This is a genomic window from Actinomycetota bacterium (genome assembly GCA_030684515.1).
Lineage (GTDB): Bacteria > Actinomycetota > Actinomycetes > S36-B12 > S36-B12 > UBA11398.
On sequence record JAUXVJ010000031.1, the window covers coordinates 73,137 to 96,319 of the forward strand.

General features: G+C 60.3%; 20 protein-coding genes and 1 pseudogene. 18 read left to right on the forward strand and 3 right to left on the reverse strand.

Annotation, left to right across the window (positions count from 1 at the left end; genetic code table 11):
• Positions 1–10: 10 nt before the first annotated feature.
• The 3 genes from Q8M73_12765 to valS form a co-directional block, all read right to left on the reverse strand.
• On the reverse strand, positions 11–310 hold the full coding sequence (locus Q8M73_12765) for a hypothetical protein (GenBank protein ID MDP2289421.1): 300 nt from the start codon (positions 308–310) through the stop codon (positions 11–13).
• 124 nt (positions 311–434) lie between these two features.
• A complete protein-coding gene (locus Q8M73_12770) occupies positions 435–587 on the reverse strand; it encodes a hypothetical protein (GenBank protein MDP2289422.1) in 153 nt (50 codons plus the stop codon).
• Between the two features lie 131 nt (positions 588–718).
• Positions 719–3,298 (reverse strand): valine--tRNA ligase, encoded by a 2,580-nt coding sequence (gene valS, locus Q8M73_12775; protein ID MDP2289423.1) that lies wholly within the window; start codon positions 3,296–3,298, stop codon positions 719–721.
• A gap of 47 nt (positions 3,299–3,345) precedes the next feature.
• Between valS and Q8M73_12780 the strand changes: the two genes are divergently transcribed.
• The 18 genes and pseudogenes from Q8M73_12780 (at position 3,346) to Q8M73_12865 (ending at position 23,088) form a co-directional block, all read left to right on the forward strand.
• On the forward strand, positions 3,346–4,716 hold the full coding sequence (locus tag Q8M73_12780; protein MDP2289424.1) for a folylpolyglutamate synthase/dihydrofolate synthase family protein: 1,371 nt from the start codon (positions 3,346–3,348) through the stop codon (positions 4,714–4,716).
• The gene (locus tag Q8M73_12785) at positions 4,713–5,060 is read left to right on the forward strand and encodes a DUF4233 domain-containing protein (GenBank protein MDP2289425.1); all 348 of its coding nucleotides are present in this window, start codon (positions 4,713–4,715) and stop codon (positions 5,058–5,060) included. Before Q8M73_12780 ends, Q8M73_12785 begins: the two co-directional genes overlap by 4 nt.
• A gap of 28 nt (positions 5,061–5,088) precedes the next feature.
• Positions 5,089–5,496: a nucleoside-diphosphate kinase gene (ndk, locus tag Q8M73_12790; protein ID MDP2289426.1), complete on the forward strand. Its 408-nt coding sequence runs from the start codon at positions 5,089–5,091 to the stop codon at positions 5,494–5,496.
• Positions 5,497–5,498: 2 nt separating this feature from the next.
• On the forward strand, positions 5,499–6,857 hold the full coding sequence (locus Q8M73_12795) for an alpha/beta-hydrolase family protein (protein MDP2289427.1): 1,359 nt from the start codon (positions 5,499–5,501) through the stop codon (positions 6,855–6,857).
• Between the two features lie 57 nt (positions 6,858–6,914).
• Positions 6,915–7,949: a rod shape-determining protein gene (locus tag Q8M73_12800; GenBank protein MDP2289428.1), complete on the forward strand. Its 1,035-nt coding sequence runs from the start codon at positions 6,915–6,917 to the stop codon at positions 7,947–7,949.
• 33 nt (positions 7,950–7,982) lie between these two features.
• Entirely contained in the window at positions 7,983–8,948 is a 966-nt protein-coding gene (gene mreC, locus Q8M73_12805; GenBank protein MDP2289429.1) for a rod shape-determining protein MreC, read from the forward strand.
• Positions 8,948–9,457: a rod shape-determining protein MreD gene (gene mreD, locus Q8M73_12810; protein ID MDP2289430.1), complete on the forward strand. Its 510-nt coding sequence runs from the start codon at positions 8,948–8,950 to the stop codon at positions 9,455–9,457. Before mreC ends, mreD begins: the two co-directional genes overlap by 1 nt.
• A 75-nt stretch (positions 9,458–9,532) precedes the next feature.
• Positions 9,533–11,662 carry a penicillin-binding protein 2 gene (gene mrdA / locus Q8M73_12815; GenBank protein ID MDP2289431.1) on the forward strand — a complete coding sequence of 710 codons (2,130 nt, stop codon included), beginning with the start codon at positions 9,533–9,535 and terminating at the stop codon, positions 11,660–11,662.
• Positions 11,662–12,843 carry a rod shape-determining protein RodA gene (gene rodA / locus Q8M73_12820; GenBank protein MDP2289432.1) on the forward strand — a complete coding sequence of 394 codons (1,182 nt, stop codon included), beginning with the start codon at positions 11,662–11,664 and terminating at the stop codon, positions 12,841–12,843. The genes mrdA and rodA overlap by 1 nt, the downstream gene beginning before the upstream one ends.
• A 45-nt stretch (positions 12,844–12,888) precedes the next feature.
• Positions 12,889–14,829 (forward strand): TIGR03960 family B12-binding radical SAM protein, encoded by a 1,941-nt coding sequence (locus Q8M73_12825; protein MDP2289433.1) that lies wholly within the window; start codon positions 12,889–12,891, stop codon positions 14,827–14,829.
• A complete protein-coding gene (locus Q8M73_12830; GenBank protein ID MDP2289434.1) occupies positions 14,830–15,576 on the forward strand; it encodes a TIGR03936 family radical SAM-associated protein in 747 nt (248 codons plus the stop codon).
• Positions 15,577–15,717: 141 nt separating this feature from the next.
• Positions 15,718–17,826, forward strand: a pseudogene (locus Q8M73_12835) (Rne/Rng family ribonuclease).
• A 342-nt stretch (positions 17,827–18,168) separates the two neighbouring features.
• Positions 18,169–18,918 (forward strand): enoyl-CoA hydratase/isomerase family protein, encoded by a 750-nt coding sequence (locus tag Q8M73_12840; GenBank protein ID MDP2289435.1) that lies wholly within the window; start codon positions 18,169–18,171, stop codon positions 18,916–18,918.
• Positions 18,919–19,103: 185 nt separating this feature from the next.
• Positions 19,104–19,421, forward strand: a complete 318-nt coding sequence (rplU, locus tag Q8M73_12845) for a 50S ribosomal protein L21 (protein ID MDP2289436.1) — start codon at positions 19,104–19,106, stop codon at positions 19,419–19,421.
• A 4-nt stretch (positions 19,422–19,425) separates the two neighbouring features.
• Positions 19,426–19,677, forward strand: a complete 252-nt coding sequence (gene rpmA, locus Q8M73_12850) for a 50S ribosomal protein L27 (protein ID MDP2289437.1) — start codon at positions 19,426–19,428, stop codon at positions 19,675–19,677.
• A 95-nt stretch (positions 19,678–19,772) separates the two neighbouring features.
• Entirely contained in the window at positions 19,773–21,167 is a 1,395-nt protein-coding gene (gene obgE / locus Q8M73_12855; protein ID MDP2289438.1) for a GTPase ObgE, read from the forward strand.
• Between the two features lie 9 nt (positions 21,168–21,176).
• Entirely contained in the window at positions 21,177–22,298 is a 1,122-nt protein-coding gene (gene proB / locus Q8M73_12860; GenBank protein MDP2289439.1) for a glutamate 5-kinase, read from the forward strand.
• A gap of 88 nt (positions 22,299–22,386) precedes the next feature.
• Positions 22,387–23,088, forward strand: coding sequence for a hypothetical protein (locus tag Q8M73_12865; GenBank protein ID MDP2289440.1), 702 nt, complete (start codon positions 22,387–22,389; stop codon positions 23,086–23,088).
• Positions 23,089–23,183 lie beyond the last annotated feature (95 nt).

The window sequence follows — 23,183 nt, forward strand, 5'->3', positions numbered from 1 at the left end:
TTGTTGGCCCTTATTGTGCGTACCAATCAGCTGCGGACGCATCGTGTACCAGCACTCTGGAGCAGACCGGGCCACCAGCGCCGTTGTTGATCCATCGCGCCCAACTCAAGCCCCAGCCGCCGTAGGCGACTCCGGCCAGATTGAGGCTGGGCTCCGAGACGGCAGCACATCCACCAATGGCAGGCACGCCCACTTGTTGGAGATAGCCAGCTGGCGCAGCACTGGCAGGAGAAGTTCCAATGAGACCGAAGGCTGGGATGGCTGCAAGTGCAGCAACTGCTGCAAGCTTCTTTACTCGAGATGTAGTCATATCTGTCTCACTTCATGCGAGTTGTATAAGTTCTGATCGACATGTGTTTTCAGTACGATCTCTTTGCAGCGTAGGGGTATGTTCGACGCGATTCGATGGAAGAGGCTTCTCTATCCTGTCGCAATCACAGTCGGGAGCGACTCTTTCCCGTGACAAGTCCAACGAGTCCGATCACCAAGACAATGACTGCCAAGATGAACAACCACTTTGCAACAGTCGCAAAGCCAAGGATGGCGATAATTACTGCTGCGATCAGAAGAACGATCCATAAGGACATGACTACTCCGCTCACTCAGAGTGCAAATCACCGTTGCGCGGTAAGCGCAAACGCCGAATCCACTTTTGATTCAAAGGCTCTTTGAGCGTATTGCGAAAAGCGTTGAGAAGGTGTCCGTGCTGTGTCGCAATTCAAACGCTGATCGGTGCGAGCACGACTTCTACTTCGATGCTCTCACCGGTGCTGAACGTGAGTTCGCCGATGGATCCAGCGGCCTTGAAATCTGCAACGGCACCTTGCAGGCGAGCCAACTGATTCTCCGAAGCAGAGATATTCGCCGACTCCACGACAGCGCGCATACTGACCTTCGCCTCAGACTTCGCCTTGCGCACCTGCGAGAGTGCATTGGCAATTTCACTGATGAGGGCTGGGTCGGCGCCATGCGCGAGGGAATGCAAATGGCTGGCATCGGGCCATGTTGATCGATGGATTGAGCCTTCTTGCCACCAACTCCACACCTCTTCGGTGACGAAGGGCAGGAAGGGTGCGAAGAGTTTGAGAATGGCATCAAGAGTCACGGCCAGGGTCGCCTTGGCCGATGCGGCAGCTTCTTCGCCTTGGCCGCCGTACGCACGTTCTTTGACCAACTCGACGTAGTCATCCGTGAAGTTCCAGAAGAAGGACTCAGTCAACTCAAGAGCTCGTGCGTAGTTGTAGTCCTCAAATGCCGCAGTTGCCTGTTCGACGACTCCAGCCAATTGAGCCAGGAGAGCGCGATCCAGGTCTGCAGTGATCGCTGCATCGTTGAAGCCGGCATCAAAGCCAAGGACGAATTTGCTCGCATTGAGAATCTTGATTGCGAGGCGACGCCCGATCTTCATCTGACCAACATCGAAGGCTGTATCAGTGCCGGGGCGGCCCGAGGCGGCCCAATAGCGCACTGCATCAGCGCTGTACTCGTCCAGTAGGCCCATCGGGGTTACGACATTGCCCTTGGACTTGCTCATCTTCTTTCGGTCCGGGTCCAGGATCCATCCTGAGATGGCGGCATGTCTGAAGGGCAGGCGATTGTCCTCGAGGTGGCTGCGCACAACGGTGCTGAACAGCCAGGTCCGGATGATCTCGTGCGCTTGTGGCCGCACGTCCATGGGCGAAACGCGGCTCCAGAGATCGGGGTCTCGCTCCCAGCCCCCGGCAATCTGAGGGGTCAGACTTGACGTTGCCCAGGTGTCCATCACATCGGGATCGCCGATGAAGCCGCCGGGCTGATCGCGTTGGTCATTGGTGTATCCGGCGGGGGCGTCGGTGCTGGGATCCAAGGGCAGCAAAGACTCTTCTGGGATCAGAACCTCGTCGTAGTTCGGGTTGCCTTCGTCGTCAATGCGGTACCACAGCGGAATTGGCACTCCGAAGAATCGTTGGCGCGAGATGAGCCAATCGCCATTGAGCCCTTCGACCCAGTTCTCGTAGCGCACCTTCATATGCGCCGGATGCCATTGCAATTCGCTGCCACGCTTCAGTAGTTCTTCGCGCAATTCAACATCGCGACCACCGTTGGCGATGTACCACTGTCGGGTCGTCACGATCTCAAGCGGCTTGTCGCCCTTTTCAAAGAACTTCACTGGATGAGTGATCTCGCGGGGCTCGCCAACCAGATGGTCGCCCTCGCGCAGCATGGCCACGACTCGTTCTTTCGCCGTGTGACTTGTGGCGCCGGCGATGGCTGCGTAGTGCTCCTTGGCTGAATCGTCTGTGATCCAGTCAGGAGTGTCGGCGATGATGCGTCCGTCCCAGCCAATGACTGGTCGGGTCAACAGCTGCAGTTCACGCCACCAGATCACGTCGGTGAGGTCGCCGAAGGTGCAGACCATTGCGATGCCCGAGCCCTTTTCGGGATCGGCAAGGCCATGCGCCACCACGGGAACGTCAACACCGAACAGTGGTGTGGTGACCGTTGAACCGAAAAGAGGCTGGTAGCGCTCGTCGTCGGGGTGGGCTACTAAGGCCACGCAAGCGGCGAGCAGCTCAGGGCGAGTGGTCTCAATGAAGACTTTGCTTCCCGGGTCAGCCGTGGTCGCAAATCCAATGCGGTGATAAGCACCTGGCCGCTCGCGATCCTCGAGTTCGGCTTGTGCCACTGCGGTGCGGAAGGTGACATCCCAGAGAGTCGGCGCTTCGGCTTGATAGGCCTCCCCGCGCTTGAGATTGCGCAGGAAGGCAAGTTGGCTCACGCGCTGTGAATTGGAGCCGATGGTCTGGTAGGTCTGCGACCAGTCAATGGACAAGCCAAGTCGGCGCCACAGATGCTCGAAGACCACTTCGTCCTCGACGGTGAGCTGCTCACACAATTCAATGAAGTTGCGTCGACTGATGGGAATCTGCTGTTTGGCGTCTGGCTCGGCAGGTGGAACAAAGTCCGGGATGTACGGAAGGCTCGGATCGCAGCGGACTCCGTAGAAGTTCTGGACGCGACGCTCGGTGGGCAGTCCGTTGTCGTCCCAACCCATGGGGTAGAACACCTCAAAGCCGCGCATCCTCTTGTAGCGCGCCATGCAGTCGGTGTGGGTATAGGAGAAGACGTGGCCCACGTGCAGCGATCCGCTGACGGTCGGGGGAGGCGTATCGATGGAAAAGACCTGATCGCGAGTCTTGGTGCGATCAAACAGGTAGCTGCCCTGCTCATCCCACGAGGCTGCCCAACGATCCTCGATACCGTCCAGAGTTGGCTTTTCGGGCATCGTTGCTTTGAAAGGGGTGCGTGGGCCGGTCATGGTGGTCCATCTTATGGAGGCCTTGATGCTCCCTAGACTGCTGCGTCGTGGCCACAACTCCAGCATCTGAGGATGCCGAGCTCAATGAGGTCTGGCAGAACCTGCTGAACCGCTGGCCCGAAAGCCAGCTTGAGCCCTCGCTTTCTCGAATCGCGTCGATCATGACCTTGCTGGGTGATCCGCAGGCGGCCTATCCCGTCATTCACGTCACTGGCACAAACGGCAAGACGTCCACTGCTCGCATGATCGAAGTGCTACTGCGCTCATATGGTCTGCGTACAGGCTTGTTCACCTCGCCGCACCTGGTTGATCCGCGCGAGCGCATCTGCCTGGATGGCGAGCCGGTGAGCAAGGAGCGCTTCCTGGAGACGTGGCGCGATCTGTCGCCCTATGTCGACTTGGTTGATGCGAATTCGCGGGCCGATGGTGGCCCAGCGATGTCCTTCTTTGAGGTCATGACCGCGCTTGCCTTCGCCACCTTCGCTGATGCCCCAGTCGATGTGGCAGTGATTGAGGTCGGCATGGGTGGTGCCTGGGACGCCACGAATGTTGCCCACGGACAGGTGGCCGTGATCAGCACCATCTCATTGGATCATCAACAGTATCTGGGCGACACGATCACCGAGATCGCCAATGAAAAGGCCGGGATCATCAAGCCCGGAGCATTCGCCGTCGTTTCTGCACAGGATGAAGAGGCAACTGCGGTCATCGCCAAGCGCATCGAGGAGGTTGGCGCGATAGCGATTCGCGAGGGCGTCGATTTTGGCCTGATGAATCGAGTCATTGCCGTGGGCGGGCAGATGCTCAGCCTGCAAGGCATAGGTGGACGCATTGATGAGGTGTTCCTTCCGCTCTTCGGCGAGCATCAGGCGCGCAACGCAGCACTGGCCCTGGCTGCTGTTGAGGCATTCATGGGAGCGGGCAAGCCGCCAGTTGACGATGACGTGATTCGAGCAGGTTTCGATCAAGCCTCATCGCCGGGCCGCTTGGAGATTGTGCGCCGGAGCCCGACGGTGCTGATCGATGCTGCACACAACCCGGCTGGGGCAGTCGCACTTGCTCATGCTCTTGAGGATTCCTTCGAGTTCGGCACCCTGGTTGCAGTGATTGGTGTACTGGCCGACAAAGACCCGCTCGGGTTCCTGATCGCGCTGGAAGCAATCGTCTCCACGGTCGTGGTGACTGAGCCGGCCTCGCCGCGAGCGCTCTCGGCAGAAACTCTGTACGAAGTCGCCGTGCGCGTGTTCGGTGATGACCGTGTGATCTTGAAGCGGGTGGTTGCGGATGCAATCGACGAAGCGGTGACCTTGGCTGAGGCAGATTCGGAATATGGTGGCGGTGGTGTGCTCGTGACCGGGTCGATAGTGCTGGTGGGTGAGGTCAAGCAGATGATGCAGCGCGGCCGGCGGCACCTATGAAGATCCTCTGCTCAGCTGTGCTGAGTCTGGAGGCGATCGCAGTCTTTCTGGCCATCCCTGTGGTGGCCACAAATGGCACCGTCCAGAACACTGCCCTGGTGGTGGCCTTGGGCCTGCTCCTGACCGTGCTGCTCTTCCTGGCTGTTGGAACCCTGCGTCGAAGTTGGGGTCTGACCTTGGGTTGGCTGTTGCAGATCCCGGTCCTGGCCATTGGCTTTCTGGCACCTGCAATGTTCATTGTCGGCGGGGTTTTCCTCATCCTTTGGTACGTCGCCATTCAGCAGGGCAGTCGCGTTGATGCGATCAAGGCGCAGCACGGGGGAGCGGAGCCACCGCTAGGCTGACCGTTCCACAGGTGACATAAGGAGCAGGATGACTGAGCGCACATTGGTGCTGATCAAGCCCGACGGGGTTGCCCGCGGGCTGGTCGGTGAAGTTCTGGCCCGCATCGAACGCAAGGGCTTCACGATCGTCGCGCTTGAGTTGCGCACCCTTCCGGCTTCAGTCGCAGAGGCGCACTACGCCGAGCATGCCGATAAGCCCTTCTTCAAAGACCTGGTTGCTTTCATCACCAGTGCACCACTGGTAGCTGCTGTGGTTGAAGGCACAAGCGTGATTACCTCGTGGCGAGCAATGATGGGCGCCACCAATCCCGCCAATGCTGCTCCGGGAACGATTCGCGGCGATCTTGCCTCCGAAACCCAACAGAACGTGACTCACGGATCTGACTCACCGGAGTCGGCAGCTCGCGAAATCGAGCTCTTCTTCCCCGGCCTCTAGCGATGCGCGCTCGCACCCTTGGGCTTGCTGTTGGCCTGGCAGTGGGGGGAGTGGTGGGCGTGGCCGCGCGCGGACAGACTCTGGTTCCCTGGCCGGCCAAGATCGATGCAGCCTTTGCTCCCGGGCTTGGCCTGTTGGCCGGCACGGTCGCCGCAGTCAAAACCGATCTGCTGATCGGGGCAGTTCGACACCCCAAGCGGATCCCCCTGGTGCTGGTCGGGGTGGCTGGGATTGCGGCTGTGAAAGCAGTCGCCGGACCATCGATTGCGCGCACACTTCTGGCGGGACTCCAGCAGAACAGTCGCGAACTGGATCCGGGCTTTGCCACGCCGCCTACCTCCAGTTTCGTCACTGGCTCGGCGGCCTCAGGCATTGCGCTGCAACAGTTGGGCCGTGAAGGCGCGCGCTACGTCGGGCAGGTCACGACCCCTGGGGACGTGATAGCGGTGACCGGCCAGCCGATGCTTGCCGAACCCATCCGCGTATTCGTCGGCGTTGAATCGGCACCGACGATTGCCGAGCGCGTGCGTCTGGCAATGTCAGAGCTGCGGCGCACCGGAGCATTTGATCGCAAGTACCTGCTGATCCAGTCACCTGCGGGTACCGGCTACGCCAACTCCTCGCCGGTCGACGTACTGGAAATCCTCACGCGCGGAGACTGCGCAGCAGTGGCCATCGGTTTTGGACTGTTGCCGTCCTTCTTGTCGCTGGGCAAGCGCAAGGACGCAGCTCAAACCCAGCGGGAGTTGCTCGATGCGATTGTGGCCGAGCTTGCAGATCGCGCCACCCCGCCGATCCTGTTGATGTACGGCGAGAGCCTGGGGGCGGGAGTCCAAGAGGCCGCGGTGCCAGGTGGGCTGGCTGATCTTGATGCCTACGGCATCGCCAATGCACTCTGGGTTGGAACGCCGGGCAGCCGGACGGCCGATGAATTCCATGCTCGCTGTGCCGCTTCCTCAGTGACGATGGATCGAGCCGAGCAGGTGCCGCTTGATCGTGGCACCGAAAGAGCCCGCGTCTGGTTCCTTGAGCACGACGGTGATCCGGTGGTGCGGTTCCGGGGTGACCTGATCGCCAAGCGGCCATTCTGGCTGGATCCGCATGCTCCACGCGGCCGCAATATCCCGCAATCCATGACCTGGAAACCAGGCATCACCTGGGCGCAGGTGCTGGTTGATGTGCTGTTCGCCACCAACGTACAACCCGGACAATTCGAAAGTATCGGACATGATTACCGCGCTGATCTGGGCGCAGTCACTACGGCTGCCTTTGGGCTGGCGGCCTCTGCTGAGGTCGCCACGCGGCTGGAAAATCACCTCCGTGAACTTGAGTTGGCCCGAGCCGCCCGTATCGCAGGCTAAGCAGCACTCGTCGGGGACGTAAGATGAGGACCCCCGATCAGGAAGGCCACTTCCCCTATGGCTAATGCTTCGTCCTCATTCGTTGGCCGCGACATGGCCGTCGATCTGGGTACGGCAAACACATTGGTCTATGTGCGTGGTCGCGGCATTGTCCTCAACGAGCCCTCGGTTGTAGCAATCAACAACAACACCGGTGGCATTTTGGCAGTGGGGTCTGAAGCCAAGCGCATGATCGGCCGCACCCCAGGCAACATTGTGGCCATCCGCCCGCTCAAGGATGGCGTGATTGCTGACTTCGACACCACCGAGCGCATGCTGCGCTACTTCATCCAGAAGGTCCACAAGCGCAGACACCTAGCCAAGCCACGCCTGATCATCTGTGTTCCTTCAGGCATCACCGGCGTTGAGCAGCGCGCGGTGAAGGATGCTGGCTACGCGGCTGGGGCCCGCAAGGTATTCATCATCGAAGAGCCAATGGCAGCCGCGATTGGCGCCGGGCTCCCGGTGCATGAACCCACCGGCAACATGGTTGTGGACATCGGCGGTGGCACGTCTGAAGTTGCTGTCATCTCCTTGGGCGGCATTGTCACCAGCCTCTCAGTCCGGGTCGGTGGCGATGAGCTCGACAACGCGATCATCCAGTACGTCAAGCGTGAGTATTCACTGATGCTCGGCGAGCGCACTGCAGAGGAAATCAAGGTTGCCATCGGCTCGGCCTTCCCGATGCCAGACGAGCCGCATGCCGAGATTCGCGGCCGCGATCTCATCACTGGATTGCCGCGCACGATCGTTGTCTCAGCCGAAGAAATCCGCCGTGCCATCGACGAGCCCGTCAACGCGATCGTCGCGGCAGTCAAGGCCACTCTTGATCGCACCCCTCCAGAGCTTTCCGGCGACATCATGGATCGCGGAATCGTGCTCACCGGTGGCGGAGCGCTCCTGCGCGGACTCGATGAGCGGCTGCGCCACGAAACAGGCATGCCGATTCTGATCGCGGATCGTCCTTTGGACTGTGTTGCGCTCGGATCTGGCAAGTGCGTCGAGGAGTTCGACGCACTTCAGGCAGTCCTCGTCTCCGAGCCTCGGCGATAGGGCGGCTGGTCTTCAGACCTGCCGTTTATTCACATGTTGCAGCGCCGCGCCAGGGTGGTCATTGCGATCCTGGTGGTCATCACGCTGACCTTTGCGATCCTTGATCTGCGCGGTGGCAAAGGCCCCTTTGCCACGTTTCGATCTGTTGTCGGCACTGCACTTGGCGGAGTCGAACGTGCTGGTGCCACAGTATTTTCACCCATTCTTGGCATCGGCAGCTGGTGGGCAACCTGGGGCGATCAGCGCGAGGCCATCGCGGCCCTGGAAGCCGAGAACAGCTCACTGCGCGGGCTGGTACGCCGGGCTGCCGAAGACCGAGCCCGGGCGGATGCGCTAGACGGTCTGCTCAAGGTTGCCGGCGCCGGTCGCTATCGCATCGTTCCAGCAGAGGTCATCGCCGTGGGACCAGTCCAAGAGTTCAGTTGGACTGTGACAATCGACATTGGAACTCAAGACGGCATCGAGCGCGATATGTCAGTGATCAATGCTGATGGGCTCGTTGGTCGAGTATCTGCGGTATATCGCACTACTTCAACAGTCGTGCTGATCGTTGACCCTTCGGTTTCGGTCGGCGCGCGCATTGCAGGCAGTGAAGAAGTCGGCATCCTGTCGGGCACTGGCGACCTGAATTCCCTGGAATTCCAGATGTTGAATCCGCTCGCCGACGTGAAAGCGGCTGAAGCCCTGGTGACCTTCGGGTCCAAGAACGGCAAGCCCTATGCCCCCGGTATCCCTATCGGACAGGTGATCGAAGTACGCGGCACCGCCGGACAGCTCACCCGGGTAGCGACCATTTCGCCCTTTGCTGATCTTTCTTCGCTGACCATCGTCGGTGTGGTGATACGCCCACCACGGACAGATCCGCGCGATTCGGTCCTGCCAGCGCGTCCCGATGTGACCCCCACTGTCGCGCCGACTCCGACTCCGACGCCGTCTGAATCCACGTCAACGCCGACACTGAGTCCGGCCACACCTGTCCCGTCGCCCGAGGTCTCCTGATGTGGCTGCGGCAGCTCATCATCTTGACGACCACGCTGCTCATCGCGGTGATGACTCAGAGCGCTTTTCTGAGCCGGCTCGGGCTGCCCGGCGCTACCCCTGATCTGATCCTCGTCTCCGTCGTAGCCGTTGCTCTGGCCTACGGCCCAGCGATGGGGGTGGTCTATGGCTTTGCCTCTGGGATGCTCATCGACCTCTCGCCCTCCACTTTTGGTGTCCTTGGCGTCAATGCCTTGCTGTTCATGGCAGCGGCATTTCTCGCTGGCCGAGCCATCAATCCCCGTGACCGCACTGTGCCACTGATCATCGCACTGGTGGCTGGCACCGCTGCTGGCGTCACACTCGCGCGAGCGGTGCTGGATTCGCTGCTGGGCCAGCCCACCGTGGTCTGGGCCAATGTCGCGGAGTTGATGCTCACTGGTGCTTTGTATGCGGCATTGTTGGCGCCCATTGTCGTGATGCCCCTGGGCGTGGTGGTGAAGAAATTTACTCCTGAGGTTGCGATATGACCCTGGAGGGAACCGCATGGGGCTGGAGCAAGTCACAGTTCGAAGCTCAACATTGCCTCATGAAGGGAGCACCGGGTGCGTGACCGCTCCATGCTGCGCCTCATGGTGCTCGGCGTCCTTGTGCTGTCCCTCATGCTCACCCTGTTCGCCCGTTTGATGTACCTGCAGGTCATCAGTGGTGATCTCTTTCGAAGTGCGGCCGAGAACAACTCGGTGCGCGAGATCGTCCGCCCTGCTGTGCGCGGCCTGATCCTGGATCAGGCCGGGCGCCCATTGGTGTCCAATCGCACCGCACTGGAAGTCACCGTTGATCGGGTGGCTCTTCGGCGTGCCAAGGACGACGGTGCGAGCGTGATCAACCGGTTGGCGCTGCTGCTCAATGTGCCCGCGGAGAAGATCAGCGATCGACTCCTGACCTGCGGGACGGAAGGGGCCAAGCCGCCGCCGACCTGCTGGAATGGCTCCACTTACCAGCCAGTCCCAGTCGCAGTGGGTATTGATACCCAGACTGCACTGACGATCATGGAGCGCCGAAATGACTTCCCAGGTGTGGCTGCCCGCTTGCAGGCCAATCGCATCTATCCCGCGCCCTTTGGCGTCAACGCAGCTCACATCCTGGGCTATCTCGGCCCGGTGACGGAATCACAACTGGAGAATCAAGGGGACTCTGAGTTGTACGACCGCTTGCGCCGGACTGACGTGGTAGGCCGATCGGGCTTGGAGGCCCAATATGACTCCACTCTTCGGGGAAAGCCTGAAGTCACCTCCCTCGGCATTGATACCTCGGGCAATGTCACCAAGCAACTGGACCTCAAGGACTCAGTGGCTGGTAACTATCTGGTGAGCACCATCGATGCTCGGCTGCAATCCTTGGTTGAACGGCAACTCGTTGCTGCAGTGCAGCGAGCGCAGGCGCAGGGCTATCCAGGCAAGTCGGGTGCTGCGGTGGTCATCGATGTGCAGACCGGCAACGTCCTGGCCATGGCCAGTTACCCGACCTACGACCCGTCCATTTGGATCGGTGGCGTCACAAAGAAGCAATACCAGGCACTTGAAGACTCCCAGGCGCTGTCGTCAAATGCGATTCAGGGCACTTTCGCTCCGGGCTCCACCTACAAGGTGATCAGCACCGCGGCTGCCGGCAAGGCTGGCTTCAATCTGCGAGGTCAGTACGACTGTCCCAATCAGTTCAAGGCCGGCAACCCTCCCCAGACCTTCCGCAACTATGAGTCCCGCGGCTATGGGGCGATTTCACTGGCGCGGGCAATTGAGGTCTCCTGCAACACAGTCTTCTACGGCATAGCTGACCGCTTGTGGAAGAACGGCGGCGGTATTGATGCTGCGCGCACTGCACCAGACCCGATTGCCGCGATGGCGAAGTCCTTTGGCCTTGGCAGTAAGACAGGTATCGATCTTCCGGGCGAGGCAACAGGCGTCGTCTCCAGTCGACTGTTCAAAGCCGAGAACTGGGATGCCAAGAAGGACGGCTGGTGTCAGAACGCTCTTGATGGTTACCCCGAAACGCGCAAGACCAATCCATCGCTCGCCGACTTCTACACAGCGTTGGACAAAGAGAACTGTGCGGACGGTTTCCGTTGGCGTGAGGGTGACGCTTTGAATGCCGCGATCGGACAGGGAGACACAGGAGTGACGCCATTGCAGATGGCAATGGTCTACTCGGCCATCGCAAACGGCGGCACCGTCTATCAACCGCGAATCATCAAGGGTGTGATTGGCCCTGAGGGCAAAGTCGTTGAAGAGTTCGCCCCGATTGTGAAGTCCAAGGTCGCCGCGCCAAAGAGCACGGTCAGCTTCTTGCAGAGTGCGCTGCCCGGCGTCACGTCTCGTGGTTCAGGTGAGACGCCGTTCCAAGGCTTCCCGCTTGATCAGATCCCAGTGGCATCCAAGACCGGTTCAGCTCAGGTAACGGGCAGCAAGGTCTCCACGTCGTGGTTCGCCTCATATGCACCGGCCAACAACCCGAAATACGCCGTGGTGATGATGGTGACGCAGGGAGGCACTGGGTCCAAGACCTCTGGGCCAAGTGTGCGCAATATCTACGAAGGGCTCTTCGGCGTGAATGGACGCAGTGTGAATCCGGCCAATAGCGTGCTCGTGGGTGGCCAGCCCCGCGCTGAACTGCCCAAGGTGCGATCCGATGGAACACCGGTCGAGCTCAAGGGCAAGCAGTCAGGAGTTCAGTGATGAGCATGTTTGCCGTAACGGGCTCCACTGACCAGCAGTTGCTTCCAAGTCGAAAAGGTGGGGCCTACTGGCGCGATCTGGACTGGATCCTGCTCGTCGCTGCGCTGGCTGCGACAGTCTTCGGCTCGGTGCTTGTGTGGTCAGCTAGCCGAGCAGATCTCGCCTCGCCGACAGATCCTCAGTCCTACTTGAAGAAGCACATCATCAACGTGGTGCTGGGCATCCTGCTGTTTTACGTCGCTTCGCGGGTCGACCATCGCTGGCTGCGCGCGTATACCCCTGTGATCTACGGGCTTTCCGTCTTCTCGCTGTTCCTGGTATTCCTGCCTGGCCTTGGCACCAAGATTGCTGGCGCCCGAGCCTGGATCCAGCTGCCAGGTGGATTCACCATTCAGCCCTCAGAGTTCGTGAAGATCGCTGTCATTTTGATGATGGCCGCAATCTTGGCTGAGAAGGATCGCGCCGAACATGAGCCGCGCGATCGCGACGTGTTGTTGTCACTTGGCGTTGCGGTGTTGCCGCTGTTGATCATCTTGGTGCAGAACGACACCGGCAGCGTATTGATCCTTGGGTCGGTTGCCTTGGCAGTCATCGCTGTCAGCGGCGCTCGCAATCGATGGGTCGGCGGTCTGCTGATCGGTGCTGTCGTGGGCGTGCTGATGGCGATTCAATTCGGCCTGCTCAAGCAGTATCAAGTCGATCGGCTCACCTCCTTCATCAACCCCACAGCGGATGCGGGCAGCATCGCGTACAACTCCACCCAGGCTCGAATTGCCATCGGTGGCGGAGGCTGGTTCGGATATGGACTGTTCAACGGACCACAGACTCAAGGTCGCTTCGTCCCGGTCAATGAGAGCGACTTCATCTACACCGTTGCCGGCGAAGAGTTCGGCTTCATCGGCGCCGGCCTGCTGATAGTGCTGCTTGGCATTGTGCTGTGGCGGGCAATCCTGATTGCGATGCGAGCCGACGACATGTACGGGCGTCTCGTTGCCACTGGAATCGTTGCGTGGCTGGCATTTCAGACCTTTGAGAACATCGGAATGACACTTGGCATCATGCCGATCACGGGTGTTCCGCTGCCCTTCGTCTCGGCTGGTGGCACGGCGATGATGGCGGTGTGGATCGCGATCGGACTACTAGAGAACATCCGATTGCATTCTCAGCAGATGATCCCCTAGCTGAGCAGCACGTAGTATTCGGGCGTGACAGTCATGGATGCTCGTGTGCGCGGCGCCTCGCTCTTCAATGAAATTGAGGCTCTGCTGCCCCTGGTCTCAAAGCCGATCCAGTACGTCGGCGGCGAGCTCAATGCGACGACCAAGCCGTGGGAGTCAGTTGAGGTCCGTTGGGCATTGATGTACCCCGATGCCTATGAAGTCGGTGCCCCGAACCAAGGTGTGCAGATCTTGTATGAGGTAGTCAACGAGCTGCCATACGCATTGGCCGAACGCACCTACGCCATCTGGCCAGATCTGGAAGCGTTGATGCGTGAACGAGGATTGCCGCAGTTCACCGTCGACGCGCATCGCTCAATCGCCGACTTCGATCTTCTCGGCGTTTCGTTCTCAACGGAACTCGGCTACACCAACATGCTCACTGCCATTGATCTCGCAGGCATTCCGGTGCTGGCTCGTGATCGCACAATCGAACATCCGATCCTGATTGCCGGTGGACACTCGGCCTTCAACCCAGAGCCGATCGCCGACTTCATTGATGCTGCTGTCATCGGAGATGGCGAAGAAGCCGTGATTCGCGTGACCGAGCTTGTGCAGGCCTGGAAGCAGCAGGGGCAACCCGGTGGACGCGAAGGCTTGCTGCTGTCACTTGCCACTGCCGGAGTTGCGTATGTCCCGCAGTTCTATGACGTGACCTACCTGCCCGACGGGCGCATTCAGCGCGTAGCACCGAATCACCCGGATGTGCCCTGGCGCGTTGCCAAGCACACGCTCATGGATCTGGATTCGTGGCCCTACCCCAAGAACCCGCTGGTTCCCTTGGCCGAGACTGTGCACGAGCGCATGAGCGTTGAGATCTTCCGAGGCTGCACGCGTGGATGCCGTTTCTGCCAGGCAGGCATGATCACGCGCCCGGTGCGCGAACGCAGCCTCAGCTCTATCGCTGAGATCATCGACAATGGCTTGTGCAAGACCGGTTTTGCTGAAGTGGGCCTGTTGTCTTTGTCGAGCGCGGACCATTCAGAGATTGCAGAAATGTCCAAGGCATTGGCCGATCGCTACGAGGACACGCAGACCTCGCTTTCCCTTCCGAGCACTCGTGTCGACGCCTTCAACATTGATCTCGCCAACGAGTTGTCGCGCAATGGTCGTCGCAGTGGCCTCACCTTTGCCCCTGAGGGTGGCAGTGAGCGCATGCGCAATGTGATCAACAAGCAGGTCACCGAAGAAGACCTCATTCGCACGGTGTCCACCGCCTACGGCGCTGGCTGGCGGCAGGTGAAGCTCTACTTCATGTGCGGCTTGCCAACCGAGACTGACGACGACGTCCTGCAGATCGCAGCCCTGGCGCGCGAAGTCATCAAGGCTGGCCGAGCGATCACGGGCAGCCGCGATATCAAGTGCACGATCTCCATCGGTGGCTTCATCCCCAAGCCGCACACGCCCTTCCAGTGGGCGGCGCAGCTTGATCATGAAGCAACCGATGCTCGTTTGCAGAAGTTGAAAGAGGCCATCCGCAGTGATCGTGAGTTCGGCAAGGCGATCGGCATGCGTTATCACGATGGCAAACCCGGCATCATCGAAGGCTTGCTCTCCCGAGGAGATCGCCGCGTAGGCAAGGTCATTCTGGAAGCGTGGAAGAACGGTGCGCGCTTTGATGGTTGGAGTGAGCACTTCTCCTTCGACCGCTGGATGGCAGCAGCGCAGACCGGGCTCGCAGACGAGCTCGTTGATGTGCACTGGTTCACCACACGTGAACGTCTGCGCACTGAAGTGCTGCCTTGGGACCATCTGGATTCGGGCTTGAGTTCTGAATGGCTCTGGGAGGACTGGCAAGCGGCTCTCTCAGAATCAGAGGTTGGCGACTGTCGCTGGACTCCATGCTCTGACTGCGGTGTCTGCGATCAGCTTGGCACCGAGATTCAAGTGGGACCCACCGGAATTACCGAATTGCCGATGCCAATGATGCGACCGACTGTGGTGGGCTAGTTGGCTCGTCAGGCTCCGGTGCGCGATTTTGCACCTACAGTTCAGCGATTGCGACTCCGGTACGCCAAGCGGGGTCGGCTGCGCTTCTCCTCGCATCGCGATTTCCAGCGAGCATTTGAGCGGGCACTGCGGCGGGCTGGAGTGCCGATCGCCTTCAGTGCAGGCTTTTCTCCTCACCCCAAGGTGTCGTATGCCAATGCGGCACCGACCGGAACGGCGAGTGAGGCTGAGTATCTGGAAATCGGTGTGACCACGGAATGTGATCCGGAGCGACTGCGACTGGCGCTGGATGATGCCTTGCCATCGGGCCTGGACATCGTAGATGTCGTGGTGGCCAGTTCACCAGATTTCGCAGCTCGGCTGGAAGCCAGCCTCTGGCAGATCGAGTTCGCTGGCATGACGGTGGCGACCTTGGCTGAGGCAATTTCGGCATTTCTGGCGGCCGATGAAGTCCTGGTCGAGCGGGTCATGAAGCAGGGCAAGCGAGTCTTCGATGCCAGATCAGCGGTGTTGGTGGCGCGTGTTGGAGCATCACCGGAGCCAGTCCTGGGTTTGGAGTGTGCGATACTCACCTTGGTAGTTCGGCATAGCACCCCCGCCGTACGACCTGACGATGTTCTTGCCGCGCTGCGGCGAGTGGCTGACCTCGTGCCGCCCACCCCTCCAAGGGTGACCAGGCTGGCGCAGGGGCCGCTTGCCCCCGACGGTCAAGGCGTGGGAGACCCCCTCGAGCTTGATCGCGAGTAGCGACGAAGAGAACTCCATGGCTTTGTGCTTCACCTGTTGACAGGAACTACGGGTAGGAGCACCTGACTGGCGAATTGCATTTGCCGCTGAAGGAGGGTCGACCACATGGTCGACAACGAAAACTCAGATTCCACCCAAACTGACCCACAAACGCCTGCTCCGCGCACACGTCGCCGAGCAGCGAGCCGACCCGCTGGGCCACCTGTGCTCATCGAAGGCGAAACCGCTCCGGTAGCCCAGAAGCCCACCCGCAAGTCCGCGGCAGCAGACAAGGCCGCCAAGGCAGCGACGGCGGAGCCATCGGAGAAGCCGGTGAAAGCGCCGGCGAAGACCAAGGCTGTTCGAGCAACCAAGAAGTCCAAGATCGAGTCCGAGGCTGTTGCTCCCGTGAGCGACGACGCTCCTGTGGAGAGTTCACGCCCAGCGCCGAGGGCGGCATTTGTTGCCCCCTTGTTCATTGCTCCAGAACCAGTAGCAGCAGAAGCAAGCCCTGCCCCTCGACGCCGTCGCGGCAAGCAAGCCGTGGCCGAGGATGCAGACGAAGCACTTCCCATCGCGGAGCCGGCTGAGTCGTCCACCATTGAGGCTGAGGACTCTGAAGAGGAGTCCGAGGACGGCGCTCCACGTCGTCGACGTCGTCGTGGTGGCCGCGGCCGCCGCCGCCGCACAGGTGAAGGCGAGACCGAGAGCACTGACGATGGCGAAGAGCCCTCCGAAGACAACGCTGACTCTGCGAACACCAATGATGATGCTGACGCGGTCGAAGGAGAAACCGAAGAAGCTGCCGAGTCACGTCGTCGCCGTCGTCGTCGCCGCCGCGGAAATGATGACGCTGAGCCGTCAGCCGATGACCCACCAAACACGGTGGTCAAGGTTCGCGAGCCGCGTCAGAAGAACGATGATGTGAATTCAATGCGTGGTTCAACGCGCCTTGAGGCAAAGAAGCAGCGCCGCCGTGAAGGTCGTGAAGCCGGTCGCCGTCGCCCACCGATTCTGACTGAATCCGAGTTCCTGGCCCGTCGCGAGTCGGTCAATCGCGTGATGGTCGTGCGTCAACAAGGTGATCGCACGCAGATTGCCGTTCTGGAGGATGGGGTGCTCGTGGAGCACTACGTCACCCGCGGATCCTCTGGCTCACTGGTGGGCAACGTCTATCTCGGACGAGTCCAAAACGTGCTGCCGAGCATGGAAGCTGCCTTCGTTGACATCGGTCGCGGACGCAACGCTGTGCTCTACGCCGGTGAAGTCAATTGGGATGCCGCAACTCTTGATGGACAGCCAAAGCGCATTGAGTTCGCTCTGAAGTCCGGTGATCCCGTCCTGGTCCAGATCACCAAGGATCCAGTCGGGCAAAAGGGCGCGCGCTTGACCAGTCAGGTCTCCTTGCCGGGTCGCTTCCTTGTCTACGTGCCAGACGGCTCGATGACCGGCATCAGCCGCAAGCTGCCCGACACCGAGCGCTCACGACTCAAGGGCATTCTCAAGCGCGTGATGCCTGAAGAGGCTGGCGTGATTGTGCGCACAGCGGCTGAAGGCGCACCTGAAGAGGCACTTGAGCAGGATGTCGAGCGCTTGAAGAAGCAGTGGGAAGAAATCAGCTCGCGCGCCAGCAGCGCGAGTCCGCCGACCCTGCTCTACGGCGAGCCAGACTTGGCCATCAAGGTCGTACGAGACATCTTCAACGAGGACGTCAACAAGATGGTGGTCTCCGGCAGCGACGCCTGGACCCAGGTCCAGGACTACGTCACCGCCGTTGCCCCCGATCTTGCCGGAAGAATTGAGCATCACGTTGCTCCGGTTGATGTCTTTGCTGAGTACCGCATCGATGAGCAGTTGGCCAAGGCCCTGGATCGCAAGGTCTACTTGCCGTCAGGTGGCTCACTTGTCATCGATCGCACTGAGGCAATGACCGTTGTTGACGTCAACACGGGCAAGTTCACCGGACAAGGTGGCAACCTCGAGCAGACAGTGACCAGCAATAACCTGGAAGCTGCCGAGGAGATTGTTCGCCAGCTTCGACTGCGCGATATCGGCGGCATCATCGTTGTCGACTTCATCGACATGGTGCTGGAAAGCAATCGCGATCTCGTGCTGCGCCGCATTGTTGAATGCCTTGGGCGCGATCGCACCAAGCATCAGGTCGCCGAAGTCACCAGCCTTGGTTTGGTGCAGATGACCCGCAAGCGCATCGGCTCCGGACTGCTCGAATCCTTCTCAAGCACCTGTGAGGCGTGCAACGGCCGCGGCATCAAGGTTGATCTGCACGGACACGATCACTCTGAATCGCCAAAGAGCCGTCGCCCGGCGAACGCAGTTGATCCTGCCGACGTGGCCGCTCGTGCACTGGCGCCCCTGGATGAGATTGACCTCGAGCCGCTCGACGATTTCGATATTGAGACGCAGACCGAAAATGAGCTTGAAGTCCAAGATGCCGTGTCGATCGCGAACGAGATCTCTGAAGGGGCTCCCGTCTTGAACGAAACAGAGATTTCCGCCTGACCAAGTCAGATCAGCGCAGACCCTTGCGCTCCTCACTCATCACCCAAGACAATCTCGTCTGAGCGTGGTCTCTTCGTGCTAGGGAGTCTGAAGGTGGATGAACCGGAACTGCTGATAGCCGACGATGGTCCGGTTCGCTTTCTCACGCTCAACCGCCCGCACCGGCTTAACGCCTTCACCTCTGAGGGCTATTTCGGATTGTCAGCAGCCTTGGATGCTGCTGCGGCCGATGATGAAATTCGCGCAGTGCTCGTTCGAGGTGCAGGCCGTGCGTATTGCTCGGGTGTTGATCTCGTGGCACTCGGCGAGCAGACCGACCCCACGGCATTCAGTCGTGGCATTCGTGCAGTGGTGATGTCTCTGGTCACTTTTCCCAAACCGCTCGTTGCGGCCGTCCACGGTCCCATCGTGGGATTCGGCGCAACCATGTTGCTGCACATGGACATTGTGATCACTGCCGAGGATGCTCGGTGGCGCTTCCCGTTCAGCGAGCTCGGCACTTCCCCTGAAGCGGGGAGCACATTCATGCTGCCCAAGATGGTGGGGGAGCGCAAGGCTGCCGAGTTACTGCTCACTGCACGCTGGGTCACCGGGAAAGAGGCCGCGCATATCGGCCTGGCCACTGAATCCGTGCCCGCTGAGATGCTCACGATCCGAACTCAAGAGGTACTGGATGAGATCGCCCACTTGAAGTTGCCGGCCAATATTGGCGCCAAGACCTTGTTGCGCCGTGGTTGGGCAGAAGAGATCTCTGACGCTATCGATCGCGAGACCCGCACTGCCGGTGAAATCAGCCGCAATCTGGGTGGCCACAGCATTGCGCGACCATTGAAGACCCCGTGAGCACGATTGATTGAAACAACGGGCTCCAAGTAGGCCAAATCCTGCTTGCGTGCCCTGAACTCAGGGGCCGGTTTGACCCTATGCGAGCACTTCCGTACGCTAGGACCCGGGCATTTTTCTGTCCTTGGTTTTTTTGTTGTCCTGTGCTGCATGTTCGCAAGTACAGATCTTCGAGGTAGGAGTACGTGGTGTACGCGATTGTGCGCGCTGGCGGCCGTCAGGAAAAGGTCGCAGTTGGCGACGTTGTTGTGCTCGACCGAGTCTCCGGTGCGCCGGGTGCCTCCATTGCTCTGCCATGCCTGTTGATCGTTGATGGCGCCACCGTCACAACCGACACCGTCGCGCTGTCCAAGGTGAAGGTTTCGGCCGAGATCATCGATCACAAGCGTGGACCAAAGATTGACATCCTGAAGTACAAGAACAAGACCGGCTACCGCCGCCGTCAGGGCCACCGTCAGGAGCTCACAACGGTCAAGGTCACCGACATCTCGATCGGAAAGTGAACTCATGGCACATAAGAAAGGTGCATCCAGCACCCGTAACGGCCGCGACTCCAATTCGCAGCGCCTTGGCGTGAAGCGTTTCGGTGGGCAAGAGGTCAACGCCGGCGAGATCATCGTGCGCCAGCGCGGAACCCACTTCCACCCCGGCGACAATGTCGGCCGTGGCAAGGACGACACCCTGTTCGCGCTTTCTGCGGGCAAAGTGGAGTTCGGTTCACATCGCGGTCGCCGCGTGGTGAACATCCTCGCTGAGTAGCTCAGCACCGCACCAGTACAGACCTGAAACGAGGCGAGCTACGGCTCGCCTCGTTTGTCTTTGGTCCCTTGTGGCCGTGTAAGTAAGGAAGTCAGATGACCACCTTCGTTGATCGCGTACAGCTGTACGCGCAGGCGGGCGACGGTGGCAACGGCTGTGCGTCGGTGCTGCGAGAAAAGTTCAAGCCTCTCGGCGGACCAGATGGCGGCAACGGCGGCAAGGGCGGCGATGTCCTGCTCGAGGTCGACCCGCAGATCACCACTCTTTTGGAGTTCCACCACCGTCCGCATCAGAAGGCTTCAAGCGGTAAAGCTGGGCAAGGTGGCAACAAGCACGGTGCGCAAGGACACAACGTTGTCCTGCGCGTCCCCTCCGGCACGGTCGTCACCACACCCACCGGTCAGATCCTCGCGGACCTCGTAGGTGGCGGCATGACCTTTGTGCTGGCTCAAGGAGGTCGCGGCGGCCTCGGAAACGCGGCATTGTCCAGTGCCCGTCGCAAGGCTCCCGGCTTCGCATTGCTTGGTGAGCCCGGCGACTACCGAGAAGTCGTGCTTGAACTGAAGACGGTGGCCGACGTGGCACTTGTTGGCTTCCCGAGTGCCGGTAAATCAAGTCTTATCGCGGCTATCAGTGCGGCTCGGCCCAAGATCGCCGACTATCCCTTCACCACCTTGGTTCCCAACCTCGGCGTCGTGACTGCCGGGGACACCGTCTACACCGTCGCCGACGTCCCGGGTCTGATCCCCGGAGCCAGCCAAGGCAAGGGCCTGGGGCTTGAGTTTCTGAGGCATGTCGAACGCTGCAGTGTGTTGGTGCATGTGTTGGACTGCGCGAACATGGAGCCTGGGCGCGACCCCATCGATGATCTGGACGCGATCGAGCATGAGCTTGAGTTGTATGGCGGTCTGGCTGATCGTCCGCGCATCGTTGCCCTGAACAAGATCGACGTACCCGATGGACGCACGCTTGCTGAGCTCGTGCGCCCGGCGCTCATCGGTCGGGGCTACCAGGTATTCGAAATCTCCGCCGCATCGCGGGAAGGCCTGCGGGAACTCAGCTTCGCCATGGCAGCCCTCGTCTCGCAGGCTCGTGCCAATGTGGTGCATGAACTTGCCCAGCGCGTGGTCATCACTCCGCGGGCTGTCAATGACCAGGGCTTCACTGTGACGCGTGAACTCGAAGGTTTCCGCGTGCGCGGTGATCGGCCAGAGCGTTGGGTTCGTCAGACCGATTTCTCAAATGACGAGGCCGTGGGCTATCTCGGTGATCGCCTTGCCCGCTTGGGTGTCGAGGAAGCGCTGATTTCCCAGGGTGCGGTACCTGGCGTTGCAGTGATGATCGGCCCTGACGAGAACCCCGTCATTTTCGACTGGCATCCATCGATCATGGCGAATACCAGATCTGAAGCTTCGCCACGCGGCACCGATGTGCGGGTGGATCAAAATTTGATGCATAACATTGAGGACAATGCTGTCCATGACGACTGAGCGTGGTCTATGACGCCTGAGGTTCGCCGTGCCATTGCCAATGCCTCGCGGATCGTCGTCAAGATCGGTTCCTCATCGCTGACCAAACGCGGGGGTGGCATCAATGACGATGCCATCTCGGCTCTCGTTCAGCACCTTGCCTTGCGCAAGGCGGCCGGCAGTCAGGTCATTCTCGTGTCCAGCGGTTCAATTGCTGCGGGATTCCCGGTGCTTGGACTCACCCATCGTCCTCGGGATCTGGCGACTCAACAGGCGTCGGCGAGCGTCGGCCAGGGCATGCTCATCGGGCGTTACGGCGCAGCCTTTGGCGAATACGGCATTGCCGTGGGACAGGTGCTGCTGACCTCAGACGACGTCACTCGCCGAGCGCACTATCGCAACGCGCAACGCACCCTGTTCAGGCTGCTTGAGCTGGGTGTGGTGCCAATCGTCAACGAGAACGACACGGTTGCCACAGACGAGATCCGGGTGGGTGACAACGATCGTCTCGCAGCTCTCGTGGCGCTTGTGGTGCAGGCCGACGCTTTGGTGCTGTTGTCTGACGTCGACGGCCTTTACGACGGACCGCCGAGCAAGGGCGGAGCCAATCTCATCGCGTCTGTCTCATCCAGCGCTGACCTCGAAGGCGTCAGTATTGGCGGAACGGGATCATCGGTGGGTAGAGGCGGGATGGCGTCCAAGGTCGAGGCTGCCGAGATCGCGACATCGGCGGGTATCCCTGTGTTGCTGACTTCTGCTGAACTCGTCGGCTCGGCATTGCAGGATGCCAGAGTTGGAACTGTCTTCTCGCCTACGGGTGAGCGAACATCAACTCGCCTGCTCTGGCTCGCGCATGCCACCACTGGCAATGGTCGAGTTCACATTGATGCCGGGGCAGCGCGCGCGGTCACCAAGCGCGGCTCATCGCTGTTGCCTGCTGGTATTACGTCAGTTGAAGGCACCTTCTCCGCTGGGGATCCGGTGGACCTCGTTGATGATCAAGGCCGCACGGTGGCTCGTGGCCTCGTCAATTTCGACTCAAGCGAACTTCCCGGACTCCTTGGCCGTTCGACCAAGGATCTGGCCAAGGAGCTCGGACCTGCCTACGAACGTGAGGTCGTGCACCGCGATGACCTCGTACTTCTGAAGTAGTCCGTCACCACTGCTCAGGCAGGCTCGGTAGCGGTTGGTGTCACGCGAAAGCTCGCCGACGCAGCAAATCGTGTGCAACGATCCGCAAATGATCATTCCGGAGCGCTTTCGGGGACCGCGTGATGCGGCGCACGGGGGCTACGCCTGCGGCGTGTACTCGTCGCTGCTTGACGGCCCAGCTGAGGTGACTCTCCGCAACCGCACACCGCTTAATACCGCGCTTGAGGTGCAGGAGTTTGAAGACGGCGTTCGGGTGATGCAAGGTGAGGACGTGCTCGCGGTGGTTGCGCCCGCCACTCTTGAATTGGATGTGCTTGCGCCTGTCAGTGTGGACGCTGCCTCAGCCGCCATGGCTGGATTTCCTTGGTACGAAAAGCATCCTTCAGATGGCGAGTGCTTCGCTTGCGGACCCGGCAGGGCGATCGGCGATGGCTTGCGCATCTTTCCTGGACCAGTGGCTGGCCGTGAGGTTGTCGCCGCCCCATGGACACCTACCGCCTCGGACGCAGACGCTGACGGAACAGTTCTTTCTGAGATGCTCATCGCGACATTGGACTGCACTGCGTTCTTGGGCGGGGTGTGCTTCGACCCGGGGGGAGGTCCCAGTCTGCTCGGAAGGCTTCGCTCGGAGGTGTTCCACCAACCGCAGCTAGGTCAGACGTGTGTCAGCGTGGGCTGGTTCCTAGGTCGCGACGGACGCAAGCTTGATGTGGGGTCAGCACTGTTCAATGAGAAAGGTGACCTGCTCGCCCTCGGTCGCGCCACGTGGATCGAGCTTCGAAGCGCGTGAGCACAGCTTCGCGTTGGCCTGCTAGATGGTGCGCGGACCCACGAATGGTGAGATCGTCAATCTTGACTGGGGCTTCGGAAAGTCGACGCGGCAGA